This window comes from Gemmatimonadales bacterium, from assembly GCA_036265815.1.
In the GTDB taxonomy this organism is placed as follows: domain Bacteria; phylum Gemmatimonadota; class Gemmatimonadetes; order Gemmatimonadales; family GWC2-71-9; genus CAVVWJ01.
Window position 1 is genome coordinate 1 of the sequence record DATAOI010000047.1, and the last position, 21495, is coordinate 21495.

The window sequence follows — 21495 nt, forward strand, 5'->3', positions numbered from 1 at the left end:
CAGGAGCTGCTGGCCCGGGTGGAGGCGCTGGGCCGGCGGCCGCAGACGATCCGCGACCCGGTGCTCCGGGTGGGCGACCTCGAGCTCGATACCGCCACCCGGGGCGGGCGGCGCGCCGGCGAGCCCATCGACCTCACCCCCAAGGAGTACACGGTCCTCGAGTACCTCATGCGGCACACGGGACGGGTCATGTCGCGGACCCTCATCACGGAATACGCGTGGGACTATCACTTCGATCCCGGCACCAACATCGTGGACGTGGTGATCAACCGGCTGCGCAAGAAGGTGGACTCGGGCCACGCCCAGAAGCTGGTGCACACGGTGCGCGGCGTGGGATACGTCGTGAAGGTGTGACGTGCAGACCATCCGGCAGCGGCTGACCTTCTGGTACACGGTCGCGCTCGGGATCACAGTCGCGGCGTTCGGCACGCTGCTGTATCTGGAGCGCCGGCAGTCGAGCGTCAGGGAGCTCGACCAGCGGCTCGGCCTCGAGGCGGACCTCGCGAACCGGTGGCTGAGCGAGTCGTACAACGTGCTCGGACGGATCGTCACCACGGCCGGGTCGAGCCCCTCGCTCGACCCCGGCATCAGCGCCTACCTCGAGGCGGTGCGCGACTACGTCGTGGTCACCGACACCAGCGGCAACGTGCTCGCCCTGTCCGAGGCGGCCCGCGCGCTCAACGCCGACGCGCTCCAGGCCCTCACCGCGCCGCTCGACTCCTTCCGATTGCCCAAACGCGCCGGCACCATCAACCTCGGCGCCGGGATCGGAGCGCTGCGATGGCTCGCCGTCCGGGTCCAGGCCGCGGGGCCCGAGATCGGGGGCCTCATGGTCGCGACGCCCACCAGCCAGATCGCCTTCGGCCCGTCTGACCTGGTCCGCTCCATGCTGATCATCGCACCCGTCATCCTGCTGGCGTCGGCCATCGTGGGCTACTGGCTGGCCGGCACCTTCCTGCGGCCGGTGCAGGGCATCATGGACGAGATCGAGGCGATCTCCGACGGCCGGAGCCTCCACCGGCGGCTCGCGGTGCCGCTCGCGGGCGACGAGATGGCTCGCCTCACGCTCACCGTGAACGGAATGCTCGCCCGGCTGGAGCAGAGCTTCGGGAGCCTCCACCGGTTCACCGCCGACGCGAGCCACGAGCTCAAGACGCCGCTCATGGTGCTCCGCGCCGGGGTGGAGCGGGCGCTGGTGCACCCGGGCGTGCCCTCGGAGATCCTCCAGTCCCTGGACGAGACTCTGGCCCAGATCAACGAGATGACCGAGCTGGTCGAGAGCCTGCTGACGCTCGCCCGCGCGGACGAGGGCCGGGCGCCCCTCGCCGTCGAGGAGTCGGACCTGCGAGCCCTGCTGGGCGATGTGGTCGAGACGGCGGGCATGCTCGGCGAGGGCTCGGGCGTCAGCGTCACCAGCACCATGCCGGAGCGCCCGGTGCGGATGGCGGTGGACCCGCACCGCATTCGGGAGATGCTGCTCAACCTGGTCACCAACGCCATCAAGTACACCCCGAAGGGCGGGACCATCGACCTCTCGCTGGCCGATCAGGACGGGGCCGTGAGCATCACCGTGCGGGACACCGGGATCGGCATCGCGCCCGGCGACCTGCCGCACATCTTCGAGCGGTTCTGGCGGGCCGATCCGGCACGATCCCGCACCGGACAGCGGCCAGGCACGGGACTCGGCTTGGCGATCACGAAGTGGATCGCCGAAGCTCACGGCGGGGGCATCACGGTGCAGAGCCGGCCGGGACGGGGGACGATCTTCACCGTTCGCCTGCCGCGCGCGGGCGCCGCGCCGGTGATCGCCGTCACCCGCGGGACGGGAGCTGCGTCACACTGAGGGACGAGTCACCCTGAGCGAAGCGAGGGGGCATGAACTCGGGATATCCCGTTCGCTGCGCTCAGGGCGACTCGTCCTCAAGCTGGGACCAGACGGACCGCCCCACGCTGCAACGCATCGCCCGCCATCCGTTTCCAGGCTGAACGATCCATCCCGATTGCGGAACTCCCATTAGTGAGATAACGAAACGCCTAATTCGCTTGTCATGGAATTGTCATGTTTGGGCTACTGGCGGGTCATCGGGGAGATTGTACCTTGTCGCTCACGTTGGTTCCTCCCCTGACGGAGGTTGTTGCGTGTTCGAGAATTTGATCGAGTCCAAGCCCAAGGGTACGCGGACCATCGGGCAGTCGGTGCTGTCCCTCCTGGTCCACGGTCTCATCATCTTCGGGGCCGTCAAAGCGACCCAGGGCGTGGCCGAGACGATCAAGAATCGTCCGGTCGACACCACGATGGTGTTCCTCAAGCCGCCGCCGCCACCCCCGCCGCCACCCGATCAGCCGCCACCCGACGTCATCGTCTCCGCGAACCCTCCGCCGAAGGGGTTCCAGACGGTCGTGGCGCCGACCGACATCCCGAAGGACATCCCTCCGATCGATCTGAACGAGAAGCCGTTCGATCCGAAGGACTTCACGGGCAAGGGCGTGGAGGGCGGCATCTCCACCGGCGTGGTTGGCGGGACCGGTCCGGTGACCGGTGAAGTGTTCCTGGAGGCGCAGCTGGACGATCCGGTCCAGCCGATCTCCATCCCGACGCCACGCTATCCGCCGGTGCTGCAGAGCGCCGGGATCGCGGGCGCCGTGGACCTGCAGTACGTCGTCGACACGACCGGCCACGCGGAGCCGAATTCGTTCAAGGTGCTCAAGACGACGCATCCGGCGTTCGTGGAACCGGCGCAGGAAGCGATCCGGAAGGGCGTGTTCAAGCCGGCCAAGTTCAAGGGCCAGCCCGTTCGCCAGTTGGTCCAGCAGCGGATTTCGTTCAAGGTCGGCCAGTAGGCCATTACCCTGCCCAGGAGGCACGGCAACATGAGTCTCGATCTGCTTCACCTGTGGGCCCAGATGGGTTCGTTCGCCAAAGGCATCGTGGTCATCATGGCGATCATGTCCATCTACTCGCTCACGATCGTCTTCACCAAGCTCATCCAGCTCAAGCGCAGCGAGTCCGAGACCCGGCGCTTCGCGCCCCAGTTCTCGCGCGCGATCCAGGAAGAGAACCTGGACCAGGCCATCTCGCTGGCCGAGAAAAACAAGAAGAGTCACGTGTCCCGCGTCCTGGGCGAGGCGCTGGCCGAAGTGAAGCCGCTGCTGCGTGACCGCGCCACCATTACCGCCGCCGACATCAACTCGGCCGAGCGGGCGGTGGAGCGCCAAATGCTGATCGTGCTGTCCGAATTCAAGCGCGGCCTGGGCGTGCTCGGCACGGTAGGCTCGACGGCGCCGTTCGTCGGCCTGCTCGGCACCACGATGGGTATCGTGAACGCGTTCGTGGGCATGGCGGCGCAGGGCGCCTCGGGCGGCCTCGCGGGCATCTCGGCCGGTATCGCCGAGGCGCTGATCACGACGGCGTTCGGTCTGATGGTCGCGATCCCGGCGGTGTGGGCCTACAACTACTTCACCACCAAGATCGAGAACCTGACCGTCGAGATGACCTACACCTCGAAGGAATTGATCGACTACCTGATCAAGAGCGTGGGGAGCGAGTTCGGGCGTTCGATCTTCACGAAGGAATTCCAGGCCCAGAAGGCGGTGACCGGCAGTGGCCATATCCACGGCTAACTCCGGGTCGTCGGCCGTCAAGGCGGACATCAACGTGACGCCGATGATCGACGTCATGCTGGTGCTGCTGATCATCTTCATGATCGTGACACCGCTCATCGCGGCGGGCTTCAAGGCGACGCTGCCCAAGGGGAAGAACCTGGACCCGCGCCCCGAGGGGGAGAACGAGGTGATTCTGGGGATCGACCAGGCCGGCCGGTATTTTCTCAACGGCCGTCCCCTGCCGAACGGCACGCTGGAGGACCAGCTCCGCTCGATCTACGCCGCGCGCACCGAAGACAAAATCCTGTACTTCAAGGCGGACAATCAGCTCAAGTACGCCAAGGTCCAGGAAGCCGTCGAGACGGCACGTCGCTCGGGGGTCCGGGTGATGGCCGCCATCACCGAGCCCAAGAGCACCGCGCTGTTCCAGGCCGACAAGGACAAGAAGGAGAAGAAGTGACATGGCGATGACCAGCGGGAATTCCGGGGGCGTCCAGTCCGACATCAACGTCACCCCGATGATCGACGTGCTGCTGGTGCTGCTGATCATCTTCATGATCACCCAGCCGCTGTCGCGCATGGCACTGGATGTCCAGGTTCCGCCGCCGGACGAGACGGTGACCACCAAGACCCCGCCCAGTCAGATCGTCCTCGAGCTGGCGGACGACGGCGGGTACAGCATCAACGGCCAGCCGGTCCCCAAGGATCAGCTGGATACCCAGATCCACGCGATCTACGACCAGCGCCCGGCCAAGCTGCTGTTCATCAAGGCGGGCGCGAACCGGATCTATCAGGACGTGATCGACGCGATGGACGTGGCGCGCGGGGCCGGAGTCCAGATCATCGGCTTCACGCCGCGCGAGGCGGACAAGACCAAGTAGGCAGCAACGGCAGGTCGGCTGAACCGCGCGGGGGCCGGAGCACCGGCCCCCGCGTGTGCATACCGGCGTGTGCGTACCGCGGCGTGCGTACCGGGGGAGACGGTGCGTCCCTTCCCTGGAGAGTCCGGCGCCGCCGCCGGTTATCTTTCCGCCTACTCTGCACCCGATCGAGACCGAGGATCTACGCGCGCGCCTGTTATCCCCACCCTGAGCCTCCCCCGCTCCCAGCGTCGCTACCACGGTTTGCTGGCGTCGGTGCTGTTGCATCTGCTGCTGCTGGGACTGGCAGTCCAGCGAGGCGACCGGCTGTGGAGCGCGACGCTCGCCCCCGGCGATCCAGCCCTGCCGCAGGGGGGTGGGGGTGGCGGTGGCGGCGGTAACCGCGTGTCGTATATTACCCTGCCGCCGGTTGCCCCAGCCGCGGCGCAGCCGAGGTTTTCAGCCGTCACGCGGGTTCCACCCCCCAAGGCCGAGCCGCCGCCGGTCCACGAAGTCGCGGTCGTGAAATCGGCGTCGCCACTACCTACGCCTGCGCCGGTCGATTCGTCCAGGACCGGTCCACCGAGTAAGGCGTCAGGCGCCGCTGCGCCGTTGCCGGGGACCGGTCCGGGCGCAGGGGGCAGAGCCGGCGGGGGAGCGGGCACCGGAGCCGGCGCCGACAGCGGAAAGGGCGCCGGACCGGGCCAGGGGGGCGGAGGCGCGGGTGGCACCATCCGCCCGCCGGAGCTCCGGGATCTCGCGTTCCCGTTCGACAATCCGCCCAAAGCGCTCCGGGGAGCCTCGCTCAACGTGACCTTCTGGGTGAGAGTGGACGGCCGGGTCGAGCGGTATCAGGTCGATCCCGAGATCAGCGATCGGGAGTACGCCCGGAAGTTCGACGAGGTGATCCGCGCCTTTCGCTTCATCCCCGCGCGGGCGCCCGACGGTAGCCGCGTGGCCGGGACCACCACGGTGACCTTCACCCTGCCAGGCAAGAGCAACTCCTGAATGCATCGCTGCGTGTTACCCTCGACTGAGGACCTATGAGCCGGCTCTTCCTCCGGAAATCGGTGCAGGATTGTGAAGACGACATCGTGGAGCGCGGCGGGCTCAAGCGTTCTCTCGGGAAGTGGCACCTCACCGCGCTCGGCGTGGGAGCCACCATCGGCGCCGGGATCTTCGCCACCACCGGCACCGCCATCGTGGGCGATCCCCTGCGCCCCGGGGCCGGCCCCGCGATCGTCATCTCCTTCCTGCTGACCGCGCTCACCTGCGGCTTCGCGGCGCTCTGCTACGCCGAGTTCGCCGCGATGGTCCCGATCTCGGGGTCGGCTTACACCTATGCCTATGCCTCGCTGGGCGAGCTGGTGGCGTGGATCATCGGCTGGGATCTCATCATCGAATACGCGGTGGGCAACATCGGCGTGGCGATCGGGTGGTCGGGCTACTTCCGGGAGCTGCTCTCCCACTTCGGCTTGGCGGTGCCGGCCTGGCTGGCCACGGATTACCGGTCGGCGCACATGGCCGCGGAGGCGATCGCCGGGGGGGCAACCGATCCCACCAGCCGGTATCTCGCCTCCGCGCTCACCACCGCGCCCCACGTCCTCGGCCTCCCATTCATCGCCAACCTGCCGGCATTCCTCATCGTGGCGGCGATCACGGGGGTGCTGGTCATCGGCATCCGGGAGTCGGCCAACTCGAACAACGCGATGGTGCTGCTCAAGATCGGCATCATCCTGTTCTTCTGCGCCGTCGGCAGCACGCTGATCCGGCCGGAGAACTGGACCAATCCAGCGTCCGGCGGCTTCGCTCCCAACGGCTTTGCCGGCATCAGCGCGGGCGCGGCGATCATCTTTTTCAGCTACATCGGATTCGACGCCACCTCGACGGCCGCCGAGGAAGCCCGGGACCCGGCGCGCGACATGCCTTTCGGCATCATCATGAGCCTGGTGGTGTGCACCGTGCTCTACATCGTGCTCTCGCTGGTGATGACCGGGATGGCACCGTGGAAGCAGCTCGGCACGCCGGAGCCGATGATCACGGCTCTGGCGCTGGCCGACGGCTCGCCCCGGCTGCTGGCGGCCTCACGCCTGATCGTCTCGCTCGGCGCCGTGATCGCCATGAGCAGCGTGCTCCTGGTCTTTCAGCTGGGCCAGCCGCGGATCTTCATGTCGATGTCCCGCGACGGACTGCTGCCTCCCTTCCTGGCCCGGGTGCACCCGCGGTTCAAGACGCCGTACATCGGCACCATCATCACCGGCCTGTTCGTGGCGACGTTCGCGGCCTTCGCCAACATCGCCGAAGTGGTCGACCTCACCAACATCGGGACCCTGTTCGCCTTCGTCCTGGTCTCGGCCGGCGTGATCGTCCTCCGGCGGGCCGAGCCGAACCGGGTGCGGCCGTTCCGCGCGCCCTTGGTGCCGATCACGCCGATCATCTCGATCGTGGCATGCCTGTACCTCATGGTGCAGTTGCCGAGGCTGACCTGGATCAGATTCGGAGTGTGGCTGCTCTTGGGGTTGACGATCTACTTCTTCTACGGGGTGCGGAACAGCCGCCTGCAGCGGAGAGCGGAGGATCGAGCGAGCAGGAACGCGGCCTGAGCGGCCCGGCTCAGGCGGAGCCCGCGAGACGGAGAGCGCCCACTACGGGGTCCACCGCCGTTTCGATCGGCGCGAGGCTGGGCTCCTCACCGAGGCGGGCGAGGACCCGCCGCCGGAGCAGGGTGTCACCCCCGAGCAGGCCACCCGTGACGGCGACCCCAATGGGCGGGTCGATCTCCATGATCGGCAGCAGGCAGATGGCGAGCTGGCAGAGCTCGCGCGCGGCGTAGTCGGCGATTCCCTGAGCCAGCACGTCGCCCTTGGCCGCGGTCTCCAGCACCGGCGGAGCCAGTGCAGCCACTTCGGCCGGTGAGGCCCCGGCCGCCCAACGAATCAGGGCATCGAAGTTCTCACTTCGGGTGGCGGCGAGCACCCGGTCCGTGAGGGCGGTGCGCGGGCTCCGGCCATCGGCCGCCCGGCTCACCGCGCCGAGCGCCGCGCGACCGATGGCATAGCCGCTCCCCTCGTCGCCCATCTGCCAGCCGTAGCCGCCGATCCGGTGCGGCCGCCCGGTCCGGTCCCTCCCCACCGCGACGCTGCCGGTGCCCGCGCTCACCACGATCCCGGGCCCATCGGCGAACGCCGCCGCCAGCGCGATGTCGAGATCGGTGGTGACCACCACCCGCTCCGCCACGTTCTCGGCCCGGAGGGCCTTCCGCAGCTCGTCCCGCTCGGGCTCACGGCCCGCGCCGGCGGCGCCCACCAGGAGCACGTCACCGGTCAGCCGTCCCAGCTTGGCCAGGGCCTGACGCACCACCTCGGCCACCGTGGCGGCTGAGGCCAGGGCCCGGCCTGGCCGGATGGCCGCGCCAGGTCCTTCGGCGCGGGTAAGGATGTCGGCGCCGTCGGAGACGCCGGCAGCGGTCTTGGTTCCTCCGACGTCCACGCCGATGAGCGTACGGGTCACAGTGGGCTCACGTCACTGGGGGTTTCGGACACGGTCCGGAAGATAGCTGAGCAGGATTCCGCTGCCGACGGCGAGCAGGGTTCCCAGCGGGACGTACCAGGGCCATGCCAGACGGCCCACCGGCTCGAGCCACGCCAGACCCGGGCTCCCGGCCAGCCGCTTGGCAAAGACGACCAGCAGCATGACCGCCACTGTGATGGCAACCGCGCCCACCACGTCCCGTCCCCGGGCCCGGGGCCAGCGCCCGGCAAGGAAATACGTGCCCAGCAGCGGGCCGTATGTCACCGAGGCGATGGACAAGGCCAGCACCACCACGGGTGTGTCGCTCCCGCGCTCCGCATAGTGGAAATAGAGGGCCCCTCCCACCAGCCCCAGCGCCCAGATGGCCGAGAGGATACGGCCGACTCGCAGCAGGTGCACCGGGTCGCGCCTGCCGGTCCACGATGCGTACAGATCGTGGGTGGCGGATGAGGCCAGCGAGTTGATGGCGGAGCTGTGGGTACCCATCGCCGCGGCGAGGATGCCGGCGATCACGAGGCCGGCGAGTCCGACCGGCAGGTGATCCACCACGAAGCGGGGAAAGAGCTGGTCGCCCGGCAGATCTGCCGGTGCCAGTCCTGCGGCCCAGATGGCGGAGCCCACCAGGAGAAACAGGGTGAACTGTAGCATCACCATGACCCCCGAGCCCACCAGCGCGACCCGGGCATCCCGAAGCGAGCGCGTGGCCAGGAGCCGTTGCACGATGAGATGGTCGGTCCCGTGGGACGCGCCCGAGAGGAGCGCGCCGCCCACGATCCCGCTCAGGAGTGTGTAGGTCACGGTCAGACTCGGGCGTGGCTCGATGACACGCAGCTTGCCCGCCGAATACGTTGCCGCAAACGCCACGTCCACCCCTCCGGCCAGCTTCCAGGCGATCAGCAGCGCTCCCACGCCTCCGGCCAGGTACACCGAAAGCTGGAGCACGTCGGTCCACACGACCGCCTTGAAGCCGCCGAACCAGGTGTAGACCATCGTCACGATGCCCATCACCGCGATCGCGGTAGGCACGCTCCAGCCGGTCACCAGCGCCAGCGGGATGGCGCTGGCGAAGACCCGGACCGCGTCCCCGAAGAAGCGGCTGACCAGGAAGACGAGCGAGGTCAGCCGCCGGGTGCCGACCCCGAAGCGGGACTCCAGCCGGGCGTAGGCCGTCTCCTGTTCGCCCCGGAAATAGCCGGGTAGGAGCCAGCGCGCCACCGCGATCCGGCCGACCAGATAGCCGATCGTGAGCTGAAGAAAGGTGAGATCTCCCCGGGCCCCGATGCCGGGGATCGAGATCACGGTCAGCGCCGAAGTCTCGGTCGCGACGATGGAGAGGAGAATGGCCCAGGCGGGGAGGTCGCGGGCACCGAGGAAGTAATCCGCGGCGCTCCGCTGGTGCCGGGCCATCCAGAGGCCGAGGCCCAGGGTGAAGACGAAATAGACGCCGACGACCAGCAGGTCGAGTGAATGCAGCGGCGCGGCTCCGGCCGAGGATCAAGAAAAAGGGCCCACGCGCCGCACGGCGGTGGGCCCTGGATTCAATCGGGGGTGCTCAGGCGGTGAAGCTGCTGCCGCACCCGCAGCCGCCGCTCGCGTTGGGATTGGTGAAGGTGAAGCCGGAGCCCTGCATCGAGGTCACATAGTCGATGGTGACGCCGGTGAGATACTGGGCGCTGAACCCGTCCACGAAGACCCGTACGCCATTGACGGCCTGCACCATGTCGTCGTCCAGGGCGCGCTCCTCGATGTTCAGGCTGTACTTGAAGCCCGAGCAGCCACCCGGAAGCACGCTGACCCGAAGGCCGGCCGTCTCGACCGGGACCTGCTCCTGGGCGATGAATTTCTGCACCTCTTCAGCAGCCCGTTCCGTCAACGTCATGTTGAAACCGGCAACGGGGGCCTGCTGCTCGATGCCGCTCATGAATGGACTCCTTGAAAGCCGGGAAACGTCACCTTCCTGGGCCGAAACTTACATCGGGCGAGAGGGTGCTGTCAACGCTCGCCGCGAGCTGCTCATCCGCACGCAAGTTACGCTGGATCAACAAGAAAGCCCCAATGGCGATGCCGCTTTCGACCCATCCCTTGGTCCGGCTGCCGGTGAGGAATTCGCCCAGGGCGAACACCGAGGCGTACACTGCCGCCACCCCGGCCACCCAATTGACCCAGGACAGCGCGCCGCCCGGAATGCGGTCTCCCGCAAAACCCAGGCGCTGGGCCACCCGTCGCCAGCCCGGACCCCCGGGGCGCACCTTCCGATAGAATCGCTCGAGCACGGCGTCGGATTCAGGCGGGGTCAACAGCGTTACGGCCACCCAGACGAAGGTCGAGATGCCGACGTTGATGAGCATCGCCCACGCGTAATCGGAGGTGGAGGTATTCCCCGGATCGATGTGCGCCAGGTGCAGGGCGATGGACGTGACGAAGGACGCCGCCATGGCGCTGATCTCCGACCACGCATTGATGCGCCACCAATACCACCGCAGGATGAACACCGCTCCCGTGCCGGCGCCTAGGCCGATCAGAAGTTTCCAGCCCTGCTCCACGCTCTGGAGGAAGGCCATGACCACGAGGGACAGCAGCATGAGGGCCACGGTGGCCACCCGGGACGCCATGACTCGCGCGCGGTCGCTCGCCTTGGGGCGGAGGAAGCGGAGGTACACGTCATTGACGAGATAGGAGGCGCCCCAATTGAGGTGGGTGCCGACCGTGCTCATGTACGCCGCGGCAAAGGTGGCGAGCAGCAGGCCCTTCATCGGTGAGGGCAAGACGTCCACCATGACCCGGACGTACCCCTCCTCCGGGTTCGCCAGGTGAGGATAGCGGATGACCGCGACGAAACCGACCAGGATCCACGGCCACGGCCGGAGGGCATAATGGGCGATGTTGAACCACAACGTCGCGAGCAGCCCATGGCGTTCGTCCTTCGCCGCGAGAATACGCTGGGCCACGTAGCCTCCACCGCCGGGCTCCGCTCCGGGATACCAGGCCGCCCACCATTGCACTGAGAGGAAGACCACGAGTGTCGAGAGTGGCAGCCAGGCGGTATCGGTCGGGGGGAGGATGCCGAAGGCGGCGTCGCGCGAGCCGAAATGCGCGGCGGAGAGACGGGTGAGCTCGTCGAGTCCGCCGACCGAGTTGACGGCCAGCACGGCGAGCACGATGACCCCACCCATCTTCACGATGAACTGGAACAGGTCCGTCACCACCACGCCCCAGAGCCCGGCGAAGATGGTATAGCCCGCGGTCACCGCAAAGAGCAGGATCGCGGCCACCCAGGGGTCGATGTTGAGGCAGATCTGGAGCACCGTCACCATGGCGCGGGTCACCCACCCCATGATGATCAGGTTGATCGGCAGCGCGAGATAGAGGGCTCGGAATCCGCGCAGCACGGCCGCGGGCTTCCCCCCGTAACGGAGCTCTGCGAACTCGAGGTCGGTGAGCACCCCGGCCCGACGCCACAGCCGGGCGAAAAAGAAGACGGTCAGAATCCCGGAGATCGCTCCGTTCCACCAGAGCCAGTTGCCGGCCACACCGTAGCGCGCGACCAGTCCGGCCACCACCAGCGGCGTGTCGGCCGAAAAGGTCGTGGCCACCATCGAGGTGCCGGCCAGCCACCAGGGAAGCGCGCGTCCGGAGACGAAGTACTCGTCCAGTGACTGACTGGCTTTCCGGGTATAGGCCAGCCCGATCACCGCGGAGACCAGGAAGTACAGGACGATGATCACCCAATCCGAGAAGATGAGCCGCATTCAGTAGTCCTCAGGCGAGTGTGGCGACCCGGAGCGAGGGCGAATCACGGGATTCGCCGCTGGAGGCCCCAGCCGCGGGGGTAGCTCGGAGGAATCGAGATCGGCAGATGCCCTGTGATCGGCGCCACGCCGGCGAGGGCCCGGGCCACGGCCACCTCGCTGACTGGATTGGCGCGCCACCCGATGACGTAGGAGCCGACCTCGGGGAGCTGCGCGATGAGGTACGGATTGCCGAGCGACACCAGCACCGTGGGCCAGGCCCGGGCTGTGCCGGCGATAAGTTGGAGCAGCGGGGCCGGAATGCCGATCGCCCCCCGGGCGGCGGTCGGCCGGTCGGCCGGAGCGAAGAGAGCGACGCCGCCCCGCGCGATCGCGGCGGCGGCGGAGTCGTAGCTCGCGGGTCCGCTGGCCGGCCAGAGCCGCACCAGCGTCACCTCGAACCCCCGGGCCCGAAGCTCGCCCGCGAGGGCGTTTCCCACCGTACGATTCTCTTCCTCCGCGTAAGTCACCACGGTGAGCGGCGGCCGGGCAGCCTTGAGACCGTAGATCGTGCCGCCCACGTCCTTCACCATCACGATCGACCGCGTGGCGATCCCCGCAGCCATCCGCTGGAAGCCGGCTTGTCCTACCACCGCGGGAATGCTGTCGAGCGGAACCGTCCGCCGGGTGAAGAGCCCGAGCGACTGCTTGAGTCGCAGTACTCTGCGCACCGAGCTGTCCAGCCGTTCGGGAGTGATGTCTCCCCGGGTGACGGCCGCCGCCATCGCGTTTATGGTGATTCGCGGGTCGGCCGGCTGCAGCAGGAGATCGGCGCCGGCGAGAAAGGCGCGGACCCCGGCCTCCGCGCCATAGGGGCCCGCGATGCCGGCCATGTTGAGCGCGTCGGTCACCACCATCCCCTTGAAGCCGAGCGAGTCGCGCAGCATGCCGGTGAGGATGGCCGGCACGACGGTGCCGGGGCGCAACTGCCCCCGGTCCATCCCGGGCAGGGCGATATGAGCCGACATCACCACCTTGACGCCAGCCGCCACCGCGGCCCGGAACGGCACCAGCTCCACCGAGTCGAGCCGCGCCCAGTCGGCAGTGATGACGGGTAGCGCGATGTGGGAGTCGGTCCCGGTGTCGCCGTGCCCCGGAAAATGCTTGGCCGTGGCCACCATCCCGTTCTCCTGCAGCCCGCGAACTTCCGCGGCGACGAACCGGCCGACTTCCACCGGGTCTTCCCCGAACGAGCGGACGTTGATGATGGGGTTCGCCGGATCGTTGTTGACGTCGGCTACGGGTGCGAAGGCGAGATGGACCCCGACGGCGCGGCCTTCCAGCGCGGTGATCCGTCCCATCTGATACGCGGCGCTGTCGCTCCCGGTCGCGCCCACGCCCATATTGGGAGGAAAGAAGGTCCCACCCACCAGCCGGATGCTGGTGCCCCCCTCGAAGTCGGAGGCGACGAGCAGCGGCAGCGGCGAGCGTTGCTGCAGGCGGTTGAGCTTGGCCGCCAGGTCCAGCGGCGAGCCGATCGAGACGATGACGCCGCCGATGTGCAGCGAGTCGACCCACCCCTCCGTCCGGAGGAAGGCCTCGTCGTCGTAGGCTGCGTAGGTGCCCGGGATCCAGGGCACCACCAGCTGGGCGATCTTGTCCCGCAGCGGCAGCGACTGGGCCAGGGCATCGACATCAGGCTCCACCGCCAGCCCGGGTCCCAGCGGGAAGGGTACCGGATGAGGCAGCGCCACTTGCGGCGCGGGGCCGCAGGCGGCGAGCACGACCGTCACGAGCGTGAGGTACCTGAGATGCACAAGGCTCTCGTTCTGCTGGGACTCTGCTGGTGGATGCTGGGGTGCGCGGCGCCGGCCCCCGGCTCGGCCGTGCCCCCGGTGGTCCGTCCGGCCATCGACGTGCTGCTCGACGACAGCCTTGTTCTGGTTCGGGACAAGCGGGTCGGACTGCTCACCAATCCGGCCGGGGTCGACGCGCATCGGGTACCCACGTTGGCCCGGCTGCGCGCAGCTGGAGTGGAGGTCACCACCCTGTTCGGTCCCGAGCACGGTCTTGCGGGGCGAATCGACGTCAACACGCCGGTAGGCCAAGGCCAGGTCGTGGATTCGGCCACGGGCCTCCCGGTCTACACGCTGCATACCGGCGAGCGGCCTATCGCGCCCACGCCCGAGATGCTCGCACAGGTCGACGTGATGGTAGTCGATCTGCAGGATGTCGGGGCGCGGTACTACAGCTACACCGTATCCACCGCACTGGTCATGGAGGCCGCCGCCACGGCCCGTATTCCGGTGGTAGTGCTGGATCGCCCCGATCCGATCGGCGGCCTGGTTCAGGGAAATGTGCTTCCCGGGGTCACCCCGTCCGCGGTAGCCCGTTTTCCGCTCGCCATGCGCCACGGCATGACGCTGGGCGAGGTGAGCCGCCTCGCGCGCTCCGTGCTCGGGCTCACAACCGAATTGCACGTGGTGCCGGTCGAAGGGTGGCGGCGCACCATGACCCTGGAGGAGACCGGGCTCCCGTTCGTGCCGCCCAGCATCAATCTACGCACCGTCGAGAGCCTATTCCATTATCCCGGGCTCTGTCTTTTCGAGGGGACGAACCTTTCTGTCGGTCGGGGGTCGGACGCGCCGTTCGAGCAGATCGGCGCGCCATGGCTGGATACCGCCGCGGTGCTTGCCCGGCTCCGGCGCGCGAGTCTCGGGGGCGTGCGTTTCCGCGGTGTGAGCTTTACCCCTCGCCGACCGGGGGACGCCAAGTACGCGGACACTCTGCTGTCTGGTATCCGGCTCGAGGTGACCGACCGCGCAATCTACGACCCGACTGCCACCGCGGTCCATCTCCTCGCTGCCCTCCGGGCCCAGCACCACGAACAATTCGCCTGGATAGCCCCTCGCTTCGATCGCCTGGCAGGTGGGCCGGCGCTGCGCGAGGCGATCGACGCCGGCCAGGATCCCGCGTCGATCGTGCGCGGCTGGGCGCCGGAGCTCGAACGATTCCGCGAGCGGCGGCGCCCCTTTCTGCTCTATCCGGAGCGGTAACCCTGTCGGCGTACCGGCCTGCGCATCCGATCTCCACTCAGGCTCGCGCCTCTGGTCCAATCCGATTGCCCTAAGCGGTTCTGCCGGTTATCCTTTCGCCCGGCCACGCTGGGGGGAGCGGGCGGAACCACGACCTCCTGAGGACTGACACGAGAGTGAAGCTGCTGAGTGCGCTGGAGAAGCCGTTCTACGCCGCGGTGAATCCGTTGGTCGAGCGGCTGATCCGGGCCGGCGTGCGGCCCAACACGATCACCACCCTTGGCACCGGCCTGGTGCTGATCTCCGCCCTGGCGTACGGGCTGGGGCACGTCCGCACCGGAGGCCTCCTGCTGCTGCTGAGCGGCGTGGCCGACACGCTCGACGGCCAGGTGGCGCGCGGTGGGGCCATGGTGACGAAGTTCGGCGCCTTCTACGACTCGACGCTCGACCGGGTGGGCGATGGCGCCACCTTCATCGGGATCGGCGCCTTCCTGCTCACGGCGCCGGACGTGGCCCACCGGGCGGCGGCGGTGATCGCGTGCATGGTCGCCATCTTGAGCTCGCTCCTGGTCTCCTACGCGCGCGCCCGCGCCGAGGGGCTCGGCCTGGAGTGCAAGGTCGGCATCGCCCAGCGGGCCGAGCGGATCCTGGGCCTGGGACTGTTTTCGCTGCTGGTGGGGGCGGGCCCCCGCGCCGTCGTGCTGGAGATCCTGGTGGCGCTGCTCGCGGCCGCCTCGGTGATCACGGTGATCCAACGGTTCGTATACGTGTTCCGCACGGCCGACAGCGGGGACGAGGCGGTCCGCCCCCGCGACATCGAGCGGCCCGCGCTGGATACTCTCGCGAAAGGAAGAACGAGTGGCTGATCAGACCGCCCGGCGGATCGCGCCGGCTCAGGGGAGGCTCGGCGTGCTCTGCGTGGGACTCGGCGCGGTGGCGACGACCTTCATCGCCGGCGTCGAGAACGTGCGTCGCGGAGCGGCCAGACCGATCGGCTCGCTCACCCAGATGGGAACGATCCGGCTGGGCAAGCGCACCGAGAGCCGGGCGCCGCTCATCAAGGACTTCGTGGCCCTGGCGGCGTTGGACGATCTCGTGTTCGGCGCCTGGGACCCGGTGCCCGACGACGCCTACGCCGCCGCGGTCAATGCCGGCGTGCTGGAGCGTCACGACCACATCGAGCCGATCGCCAAGTTCCTCAAAGCGATCAAGCCGATACCGGCCGTGTTCGACCAGAGCTACGTGAAGCGGCTGGAGGGCACCAACGTCAAGACCGGCAAGTCCAAGCGCGAGCTGGCCGAGGCACTGCGCAAGGATATCCGTGATTTCAAGGCGGCGCAGAAGTGCGACCGCCTGGTGATGGTCTGGTGCGCCTCGACCGAGATCTTCATCAGTCCCGGCCCCACCCACTGGACCCTGGACGCGTTCGAGACGGCGATGGATGCGAACGATGCCTCGATCGCCCCCTCGATGCTGTACGCCTACGCGGCACTGCAGGAGGGAGTCCCCTTCGCCAACGGGGCACCCAACCTCACCTGCGACTTCCCCGCCATGGAGGCCCTGGCCAAGCAGAAGGGCGTGCCCATCGGCGGCAAGGACTTCAAGACCGGCCAGACCATGGTGAAAACCGTGCTCTCGCCCATGTTCAAGGCCCGCATGCTCGGCGTGGCCGGCTGGTACTCCACCAACATCCTGGGCAACCGGGACGGCGAGGTGCTGGACGACCCCGAGAGCTTCAAGACCAAGGAAGAGTCCAAGCTGGGCGTGCTGGAGTACATCCTCCAGCCCAAGCTCTACCCCGAGCTGTACGGCAACATCTTCCACAAGGTGCGGATCAACTACTATCCGCCCCGGGGCGACAACAAGGAAGGCTGGGACAACATCGACATCTTCGGGTGGCTGGGCTACCCGATGCAGATCAAGGTCGATTTCCTCTGCCGCGACTCCATCCTGGCTGCCCCTCTGGTGCTCGACCTGGCGCTCTTCTTCGACCTGGCCCAGCGCGCCGGGATGAGCGGAATCCAGGAGTGGCTCTCCTTCTACTTCAAGAGCCCGCAGACGGCGCCGGGCCTCTATCCCGAGCACGATCTATTCATCCAGCAGACCAAGCTCAAGAACACCCTCCGGTACCTGATGGGCGAGGAGCAGATCACCCATCTGGGCATCGAGTATTACCAGGAAGCGTGATGAAGTATTTTCACCGGACCCACCTCCCGCCGGACGACGTGCTCGCGCGGGCCACGGCCTTCTTCGGCGCCCGCCTCGGTCCGGCCGAGGAGCTGCCCCGGCGCCGCCGCTTTGCCGGGACCCTCGGCCAGGTGAGCGTGACCGTGCAGGCCGAGGGCGGCCACTATACCCTGGTGACGGTCGAGACCAACCAGGTGGGTGAGAGCGAGGCGGACAAGCTCGCCAAGCGCTTTCTCACCCTCGTGCACACGATGGCGGAGCCGACCCATCGTCCGATCGGCGCCTACTAAGGACCCGCTCAGGAGAACCATGATGACCCGGATGGCCTCACTGTTTCGCCGACATATCACCGTGGCACTGGGCCTGATCGCCGCCCTCGCACTCGCGCCGCTCACCGCGGGCGCACTGCTGGCCCAGGCGACCGCGTTGCCCCACGAGGGTGGAGAGGCCACCCTGGTGGTGCCCGATCTGAGCCAGGTCCAGTTCCTCGGGGTCAACGGCCGGACGCTGCTCCTCGGGGGCCTGCTGGTCTGCCTGCTGGGTCTCCTCTTCGGACTGGTGATCTACACGCAGCTCCGCAAGATGGCGGTGCACCGGTCGATGCTGGAGGTGTCGGAGCTCATCTACGAGACCTGCAAGACCTATCTGATCACCCAGGGAAAGTTCATCCTGATCCTCGAGGTCTTCATCGGGATCGTGATGGCGCTGTATTTCGGAGTGCTGCGGCACTTCGAGACGGAGCGCGTGATCATCATCCTCCTGTTCAGCCTGGTGGGCATCGCCGGCAGCTATGGGGTCGCCTGGTTCGGCATCCGGATCAACACCTTCGCCAATTCCCGCACCGCCTTCGCCAGTCTCCGGGGCAAGCCGTTCCCGCTCTATCAGATTCCGCTCAAGTCGGGCATGAGCATCGGGATGCTGCTGATCAGCGTGGAGCTGTTCATCATGCTCTGCATCCTGCTGTTCATCCCGGGCGAGTACGCCGGCCCCTGCTTCATCGGGTTTGCCATCGGCGAGTCGCTCGGCGCCTCGGCGCTCCGGATCGCGGGCGGGATCTTCACCAAGATCGCGGACATCGGGTCCGACCTGATGAAGATCGTGTTCAACATCAAGGAGGACGACGCGCGGAATCCGGGCGTGATCGCCGACTGCACCGGTGACAACGCCGGCGACTCGGTGGGCCCCAGCGCCGACGGGTTCGAGACCTACGGTGTCACCGGCGTGGCGCTGATCTCCTTCATCCTGCTGGCCGTGCCGACCGAGCTGGTGCAGGTGCAGCTGCTGGTGTGGATCTTCGCCATGCGGGTGCTCATGATCGTCGCGAGCGGGGCGTCGTACCTCATCAACGACGTCATCGCCAGCGGCAAGTACGCGACGGCGAGCAAGATGAACTTCGAGGCGCCGCTCACCTCGCTGGTGTGGCTCACCTCGATCGTCTCGGTGGTCACCACCTATATCGCCTCCTACCTGCTGATCCACGATCTGGGTGACGGCAGCCTCTGGTGGAAGCTCTCCACCGTGATCACCTGCGGCACCCTCGCGGGGGCGATCATCCCCGAGTTCGTCAAGGTGTTCACCTCGGTCGAGTCCCGCCACGTGCGCGAGGTGGTCACCTCTTCGCGGGAGGGCGGCGCGTCGCTCAACATCCTCTCCGGGCTGGTGGCCGGCAACTTCAGCGCCTACTGGCTGGGCATGACCATCGTGTTCCTGATGGGCATCGCCTACGCGGTGAGCACGCTCGGCCTGGCCGACCTGATGGTGGCGCCGGCCGTCTTCGCCTTCGGCCTGGTGGCGTTCGGCTTCCTCGGCATGGGTCCGGTGACCATCGCGGTGGACTCCTACGGGCCAGTCACCGACAACGCCCAGTCGGTCTACGAGCTTTCGGTCATCGAGACCCTGCCGGGCATCAAGCAGGAGCTCAGGAAGGATTACGGCTTCGACGTCGACTTCGAGTCGGCCAAACACTTCCTGGAGGAGAACGACGGCGCGGGGAACACCTTCAAGGCCACCGCCAAGCCGGTGCTCATCGGCACCGCCGTGGTGGGCGCCACCACCATGATCTTCGCGATCATCGTGCTGCTGACCAACGGCCTGTCACAGCATCTCGACCAGCTCTCCCTGCTGCACCCGCCGTTCCTGCTCGGGCTCATCTCCGGCGGCGCCATCATCTACTGGTTCACCGGCGCCTCGATTCAGGCGGTCACCACCGGGGCCTACCGGGCGGTGGAGTTCATCAAGGCCAACATCCGGTTGGAGGGCGCCACCAAGGCGTCGGTGACCGACAGCAAGAAGGTGGTCGAGATCTGCACCCAGTACGCCCAGAAGGGGATGTTCAACATCTTCCTCACCGTCTTCTTCGCGACGCTGGGCTTCGCCTTCGTGGAGCCGTACTTCTTCGTCGGGTATCTCATCTCCATCGCCCTGTTCGGGCTGTACCAGGCGGTGTTCATGGCCAACGCGGGCGGCGCCTGGGACAACGCCAAGAAGATCGTGGAGGTCGAGCTCAAGCAGAAAGGCACCGACCTGCACGCGGCCACCGTCGTCGGGGACACGGTGGGCGATCCGTTCAAGGACACCTCTTCCGTGGCGCTCAACCCGATCATCAAGTTCACCACCCTGTTCGGCCTGCTCGCGGTGGAGCTGGCGGTGAGTCTCACGGCCGATCGCGGGCCGGGGCTCACCCGCGCCTTGGCCGCGGTCTTCCTGGCCGTCTCGGTGTTCTTCGTCCATCGTTCGTTCTACGGCATGCGGATCGTCGCGCCCGAGCCGAGCGTGACCGGCCGGCCGGTGGCGGTGAAGGTCTGAGCCGCAGGGAGTAGCCTCTGACGCAGCGAGGCCGCGAGATCGACCGCCGAGCCTTCCTCGGCCAAGCCGCCGTGCTGGGTGCTTCCGCGCTCGGCGGCCCCCTCGCTGCCCGGCCGGCCCCACCGGCCGGGAGCTCCCTCGCCCGCTTCGCACGCGATCCTTTCGACATCGAGGAAGCGACCGTCCGCGATCTCCAGTCCGCGATGGAAGCGGGCCGGGTGTCCGCTCGCGAGCTGGTCGAGCTCTATCTCCAGCGCATCGACGGTCTCGACCGTCAGGGACCGGCACTCCTCAGCATTCTGGAGACCAATCCGGAGGCGCTGGCGCTGGCGGAGGGGTTGGACCGAGAGCGAAAGTCCGGCAACGTCCGCGGCCCGCTCCACGGCATTCCGGTCCTGCTCAAGGACAACGTCGCCACGGCAGACCGGATGACCACCACCGCCGGCTCCCTCGCGCTCGAGGGCTCGATCCCGCCACGCGACGCCTTCCTGGTCGAACGGCTGCGCGCCGCCGGTGCCGTCCCGCTGGCCAAAACCAACATGAGCGAATGGGCCAATATCCGCTCCAGCCGGTCGAGCAGCGGCTGGAGCGCGCGCGGGGGCCAGTGCCGCAACCCGTACGTGCTGGATCGCAATCCCTGCGGCTCGAGCTCGGGGTCCGCCGTTGCCGTCTCGGCCAACTTCGGCACCGTGGCGATCGGCACCGAGACCGACGGCTCGATCGTCTGTCCCGCCAGCACCAACGGCGTAGTAGGGCTCAAGCCCACCGTGGGCCTGGTGAGTCGCGCGGGCGTCGTGCCGATCTCCCATACCCAGGATACCGCGGGCCCACTCACCCGCACGGTGGCCGACGCGGCGGCGCTGCTCGGAGCCATCGCCGGCACGGATCCGCGCGACCGAGCCACCGGAGCGGCCACGGGGCACATCGAGGCCGACTATACCAGGTTCCTCGATGCCGGAGGCCTCCGCGGGGCGCGTATCGGGGTGGCCAGGGCCAAGTTCTTCGGCTATAGCGACGCGGCGGACCGGCTCACCCAAGGCGCCCTCGACGTGATGAAGCAGGAGGGCGCGGTCCTGGTCGATCCGGCCAACATCCCTCACGCGGGGGAGTACGACGACGCGGAGCTCGAGGTGCTGCTCTTCGAGCTCAAGGCCGACCTCGCCGCGTATCTGGCGGACCTCGGGCCGGCCGCGCCAGTCAAACGGCTGGCGGATGTCATCGCCTTCAACGAGCGGGAGCCGGCGCGGGAGATGCCCTTCTTCGGCCAGGACCTCTTCGTTCGCGCGGCAGCCAAGGGTCCGCTCACGTCGCCGAAGTACCGGAAAGCACTGGCGCACTGCCGCCGGCTCTCCCGGACGCTGGGTCTCGATGCGGTGATGACGGCGCATCGGCTCGATGCCATCGTGGCGCCGACCGGGAATCCCGCATGGCCCACCGACCTGGTGAACGGCGATCATTTCACCGGCTCGAGCTCCACGCCGGCCGCGGTGGCCGGCTATCCCAGCATCAGCGTCCCCGCGGGGTTCGCCTTCGGCTTGCCGGTGGGCGTCTCGTTCATCGGGCGCGCCTGGAGCGAGCCGGTACTCCTCCGTCTGGCCTATGCCTACGAGCAGGCCAGCCGGCTCCGACAACCACCGCGATTCCACCCCACGCTGGACTCGAGCATCGAATGAAGATCGTTGCACGCTGACGTGCGGCGCTGACGCGCAGCCGGACGTGCGGCGCGCGCTTGACTCTCCACTCGCG

General features: G+C 67.9%; 19 protein-coding genes. 14 read left to right on the forward strand and 5 right to left on the reverse strand.

The window, feature by feature from the left end:
* The 8 genes from VHR41_09640 to VHR41_09675 all read left to right on the forward strand — a co-directional run.
* The coding region (locus VHR41_09640) for a response regulator transcription factor (protein HEX3234448.1) at positions 1 to 354 on the forward strand (354 nt) is incomplete at its 5' end.
* Position 355: 1 nt separating this feature from the next.
* Positions 356 to 1843 (forward strand): HAMP domain-containing sensor histidine kinase, encoded by a 1488-nt coding sequence (locus VHR41_09645; GenBank protein HEX3234449.1) that lies wholly within the window; start codon positions 356 to 358, stop codon positions 1841 to 1843.
* A gap of 296 nt (positions 1844 to 2139) precedes the next feature.
* Positions 2140 to 2841, forward strand: a complete 702-nt coding sequence (locus tag VHR41_09650) for an energy transducer TonB (GenBank protein HEX3234450.1) — start codon at positions 2140 to 2142, stop codon at positions 2839 to 2841.
* Between the two features lie 30 nt (positions 2842 to 2871).
* Positions 2872 to 3621 (forward strand): MotA/TolQ/ExbB proton channel family protein, encoded by a 750-nt coding sequence (locus tag VHR41_09655; protein ID HEX3234451.1) that lies wholly within the window; start codon positions 2872 to 2874, stop codon positions 3619 to 3621.
* Positions 3602 to 4063: a biopolymer transporter ExbD gene (locus VHR41_09660; protein ID HEX3234452.1), complete on the forward strand. Its 462-nt coding sequence runs from the start codon at positions 3602 to 3604 to the stop codon at positions 4061 to 4063. The genes VHR41_09655 and VHR41_09660 overlap by 20 nt, the downstream gene beginning before the upstream one ends.
* Position 4064: 1 nt before the next feature.
* Complete coding sequence (locus VHR41_09665) at positions 4065 to 4484, forward strand: biopolymer transporter ExbD (protein HEX3234453.1); 420 nt, start codon at positions 4065 to 4067, stop codon at positions 4482 to 4484.
* Between the two features lie 243 nt (positions 4485 to 4727).
* Positions 4728 to 5471 (forward strand): hypothetical protein, encoded by a 744-nt coding sequence (locus tag VHR41_09670; GenBank protein ID HEX3234454.1) that lies wholly within the window; start codon positions 4728 to 4730, stop codon positions 5469 to 5471.
* 35 nt (positions 5472 to 5506) lie between these two features.
* Positions 5507 to 7066: an amino acid permease gene (locus VHR41_09675; GenBank protein HEX3234455.1), complete on the forward strand. Its 1560-nt coding sequence runs from the start codon at positions 5507 to 5509 to the stop codon at positions 7064 to 7066.
* A 10-nt stretch (positions 7067 to 7076) separates the two neighbouring features.
* On the opposite strand, the gene VHR41_09680 is transcribed toward VHR41_09675, so the two are convergent.
* The 5 genes from VHR41_09680 to VHR41_09700 form a co-directional block, all read right to left on the reverse strand.
* A complete protein-coding gene (locus VHR41_09680) occupies positions 7077 to 7973 on the reverse strand; it encodes a BadF/BadG/BcrA/BcrD ATPase family protein (GenBank protein ID HEX3234456.1) in 897 nt (298 codons plus the stop codon).
* 12 nt (positions 7974 to 7985) lie between these two features.
* The gene (locus VHR41_09685) at positions 7986 to 9401 is read right to left on the reverse strand and encodes a sodium:solute symporter (GenBank protein HEX3234457.1); all 1416 of its coding nucleotides are present in this window, start codon (positions 9399 to 9401) and stop codon (positions 7986 to 7988) included.
* Between the two features lie 145 nt (positions 9402 to 9546).
* Positions 9547 to 9915: an iron-sulfur cluster assembly accessory protein gene (locus VHR41_09690; GenBank protein HEX3234458.1), complete on the reverse strand. Its 369-nt coding sequence runs from the start codon at positions 9913 to 9915 to the stop codon at positions 9547 to 9549.
* Between the two features lie 28 nt (positions 9916 to 9943).
* Complete coding sequence (locus VHR41_09695; GenBank protein ID HEX3234459.1) at positions 9944 to 11743, reverse strand: sodium:solute symporter family protein; 1800 nt, start codon at positions 11741 to 11743, stop codon at positions 9944 to 9946.
* A 44-nt stretch (positions 11744 to 11787) separates the two neighbouring features.
* Positions 11788 to 13539 carry a glycoside hydrolase family 3 N-terminal domain-containing protein gene (locus VHR41_09700; protein ID HEX3234460.1) on the reverse strand — a complete coding sequence of 584 codons (1752 nt, stop codon included), beginning with the start codon at positions 13537 to 13539 and terminating at the stop codon, positions 11788 to 11790.
* Between VHR41_09700 and VHR41_09705 the strand changes: the two genes are divergently transcribed.
* The 6 genes from VHR41_09705 to VHR41_09730 all read left to right on the forward strand — a co-directional run bounded on the left by VHR41_09705 (position 13534) and on the right by VHR41_09730 (position 21422).
* Positions 13534 to 14778 (forward strand): DUF1343 domain-containing protein, encoded by a 1245-nt coding sequence (locus VHR41_09705; protein HEX3234461.1) that lies wholly within the window; start codon positions 13534 to 13536, stop codon positions 14776 to 14778. The two genes, VHR41_09700 and VHR41_09705, sit on opposite strands and share 6 nt — an antisense overlap.
* A 155-nt stretch (positions 14779 to 14933) precedes the next feature.
* The gene (locus VHR41_09710) at positions 14934 to 15623 is read left to right on the forward strand and encodes a CDP-alcohol phosphatidyltransferase family protein (GenBank protein ID HEX3234462.1); all 690 of its coding nucleotides are present in this window, start codon (positions 14934 to 14936) and stop codon (positions 15621 to 15623) included.
* Positions 15616 to 16944: an inositol-3-phosphate synthase gene (locus tag VHR41_09715; GenBank protein ID HEX3234463.1), complete on the forward strand. Its 1329-nt coding sequence runs from the start codon at positions 15616 to 15618 to the stop codon at positions 16942 to 16944. The genes VHR41_09710 and VHR41_09715 overlap by 8 nt, the downstream gene beginning before the upstream one ends.
* The gene (locus VHR41_09720) at positions 16944 to 17234 is read left to right on the forward strand and encodes a hypothetical protein (GenBank protein HEX3234464.1); all 291 of its coding nucleotides are present in this window, start codon (positions 16944 to 16946) and stop codon (positions 17232 to 17234) included. The genes VHR41_09715 and VHR41_09720 overlap by 1 nt, the downstream gene beginning before the upstream one ends.
* Positions 17235 to 17253: 19 nt before the next feature.
* Positions 17254 to 19749, forward strand: a complete 2496-nt coding sequence (locus VHR41_09725; GenBank protein ID HEX3234465.1) for a sodium-translocating pyrophosphatase — start codon at positions 17254 to 17256, stop codon at positions 19747 to 19749.
* A gap of 71 nt (positions 19750 to 19820) precedes the next feature.
* Positions 19821 to 21422, forward strand: coding sequence for an amidase (locus tag VHR41_09730; protein HEX3234466.1), 1602 nt, complete (start codon positions 19821 to 19823; stop codon positions 21420 to 21422).
* Positions 21423 to 21495 lie beyond the last annotated feature (73 nt).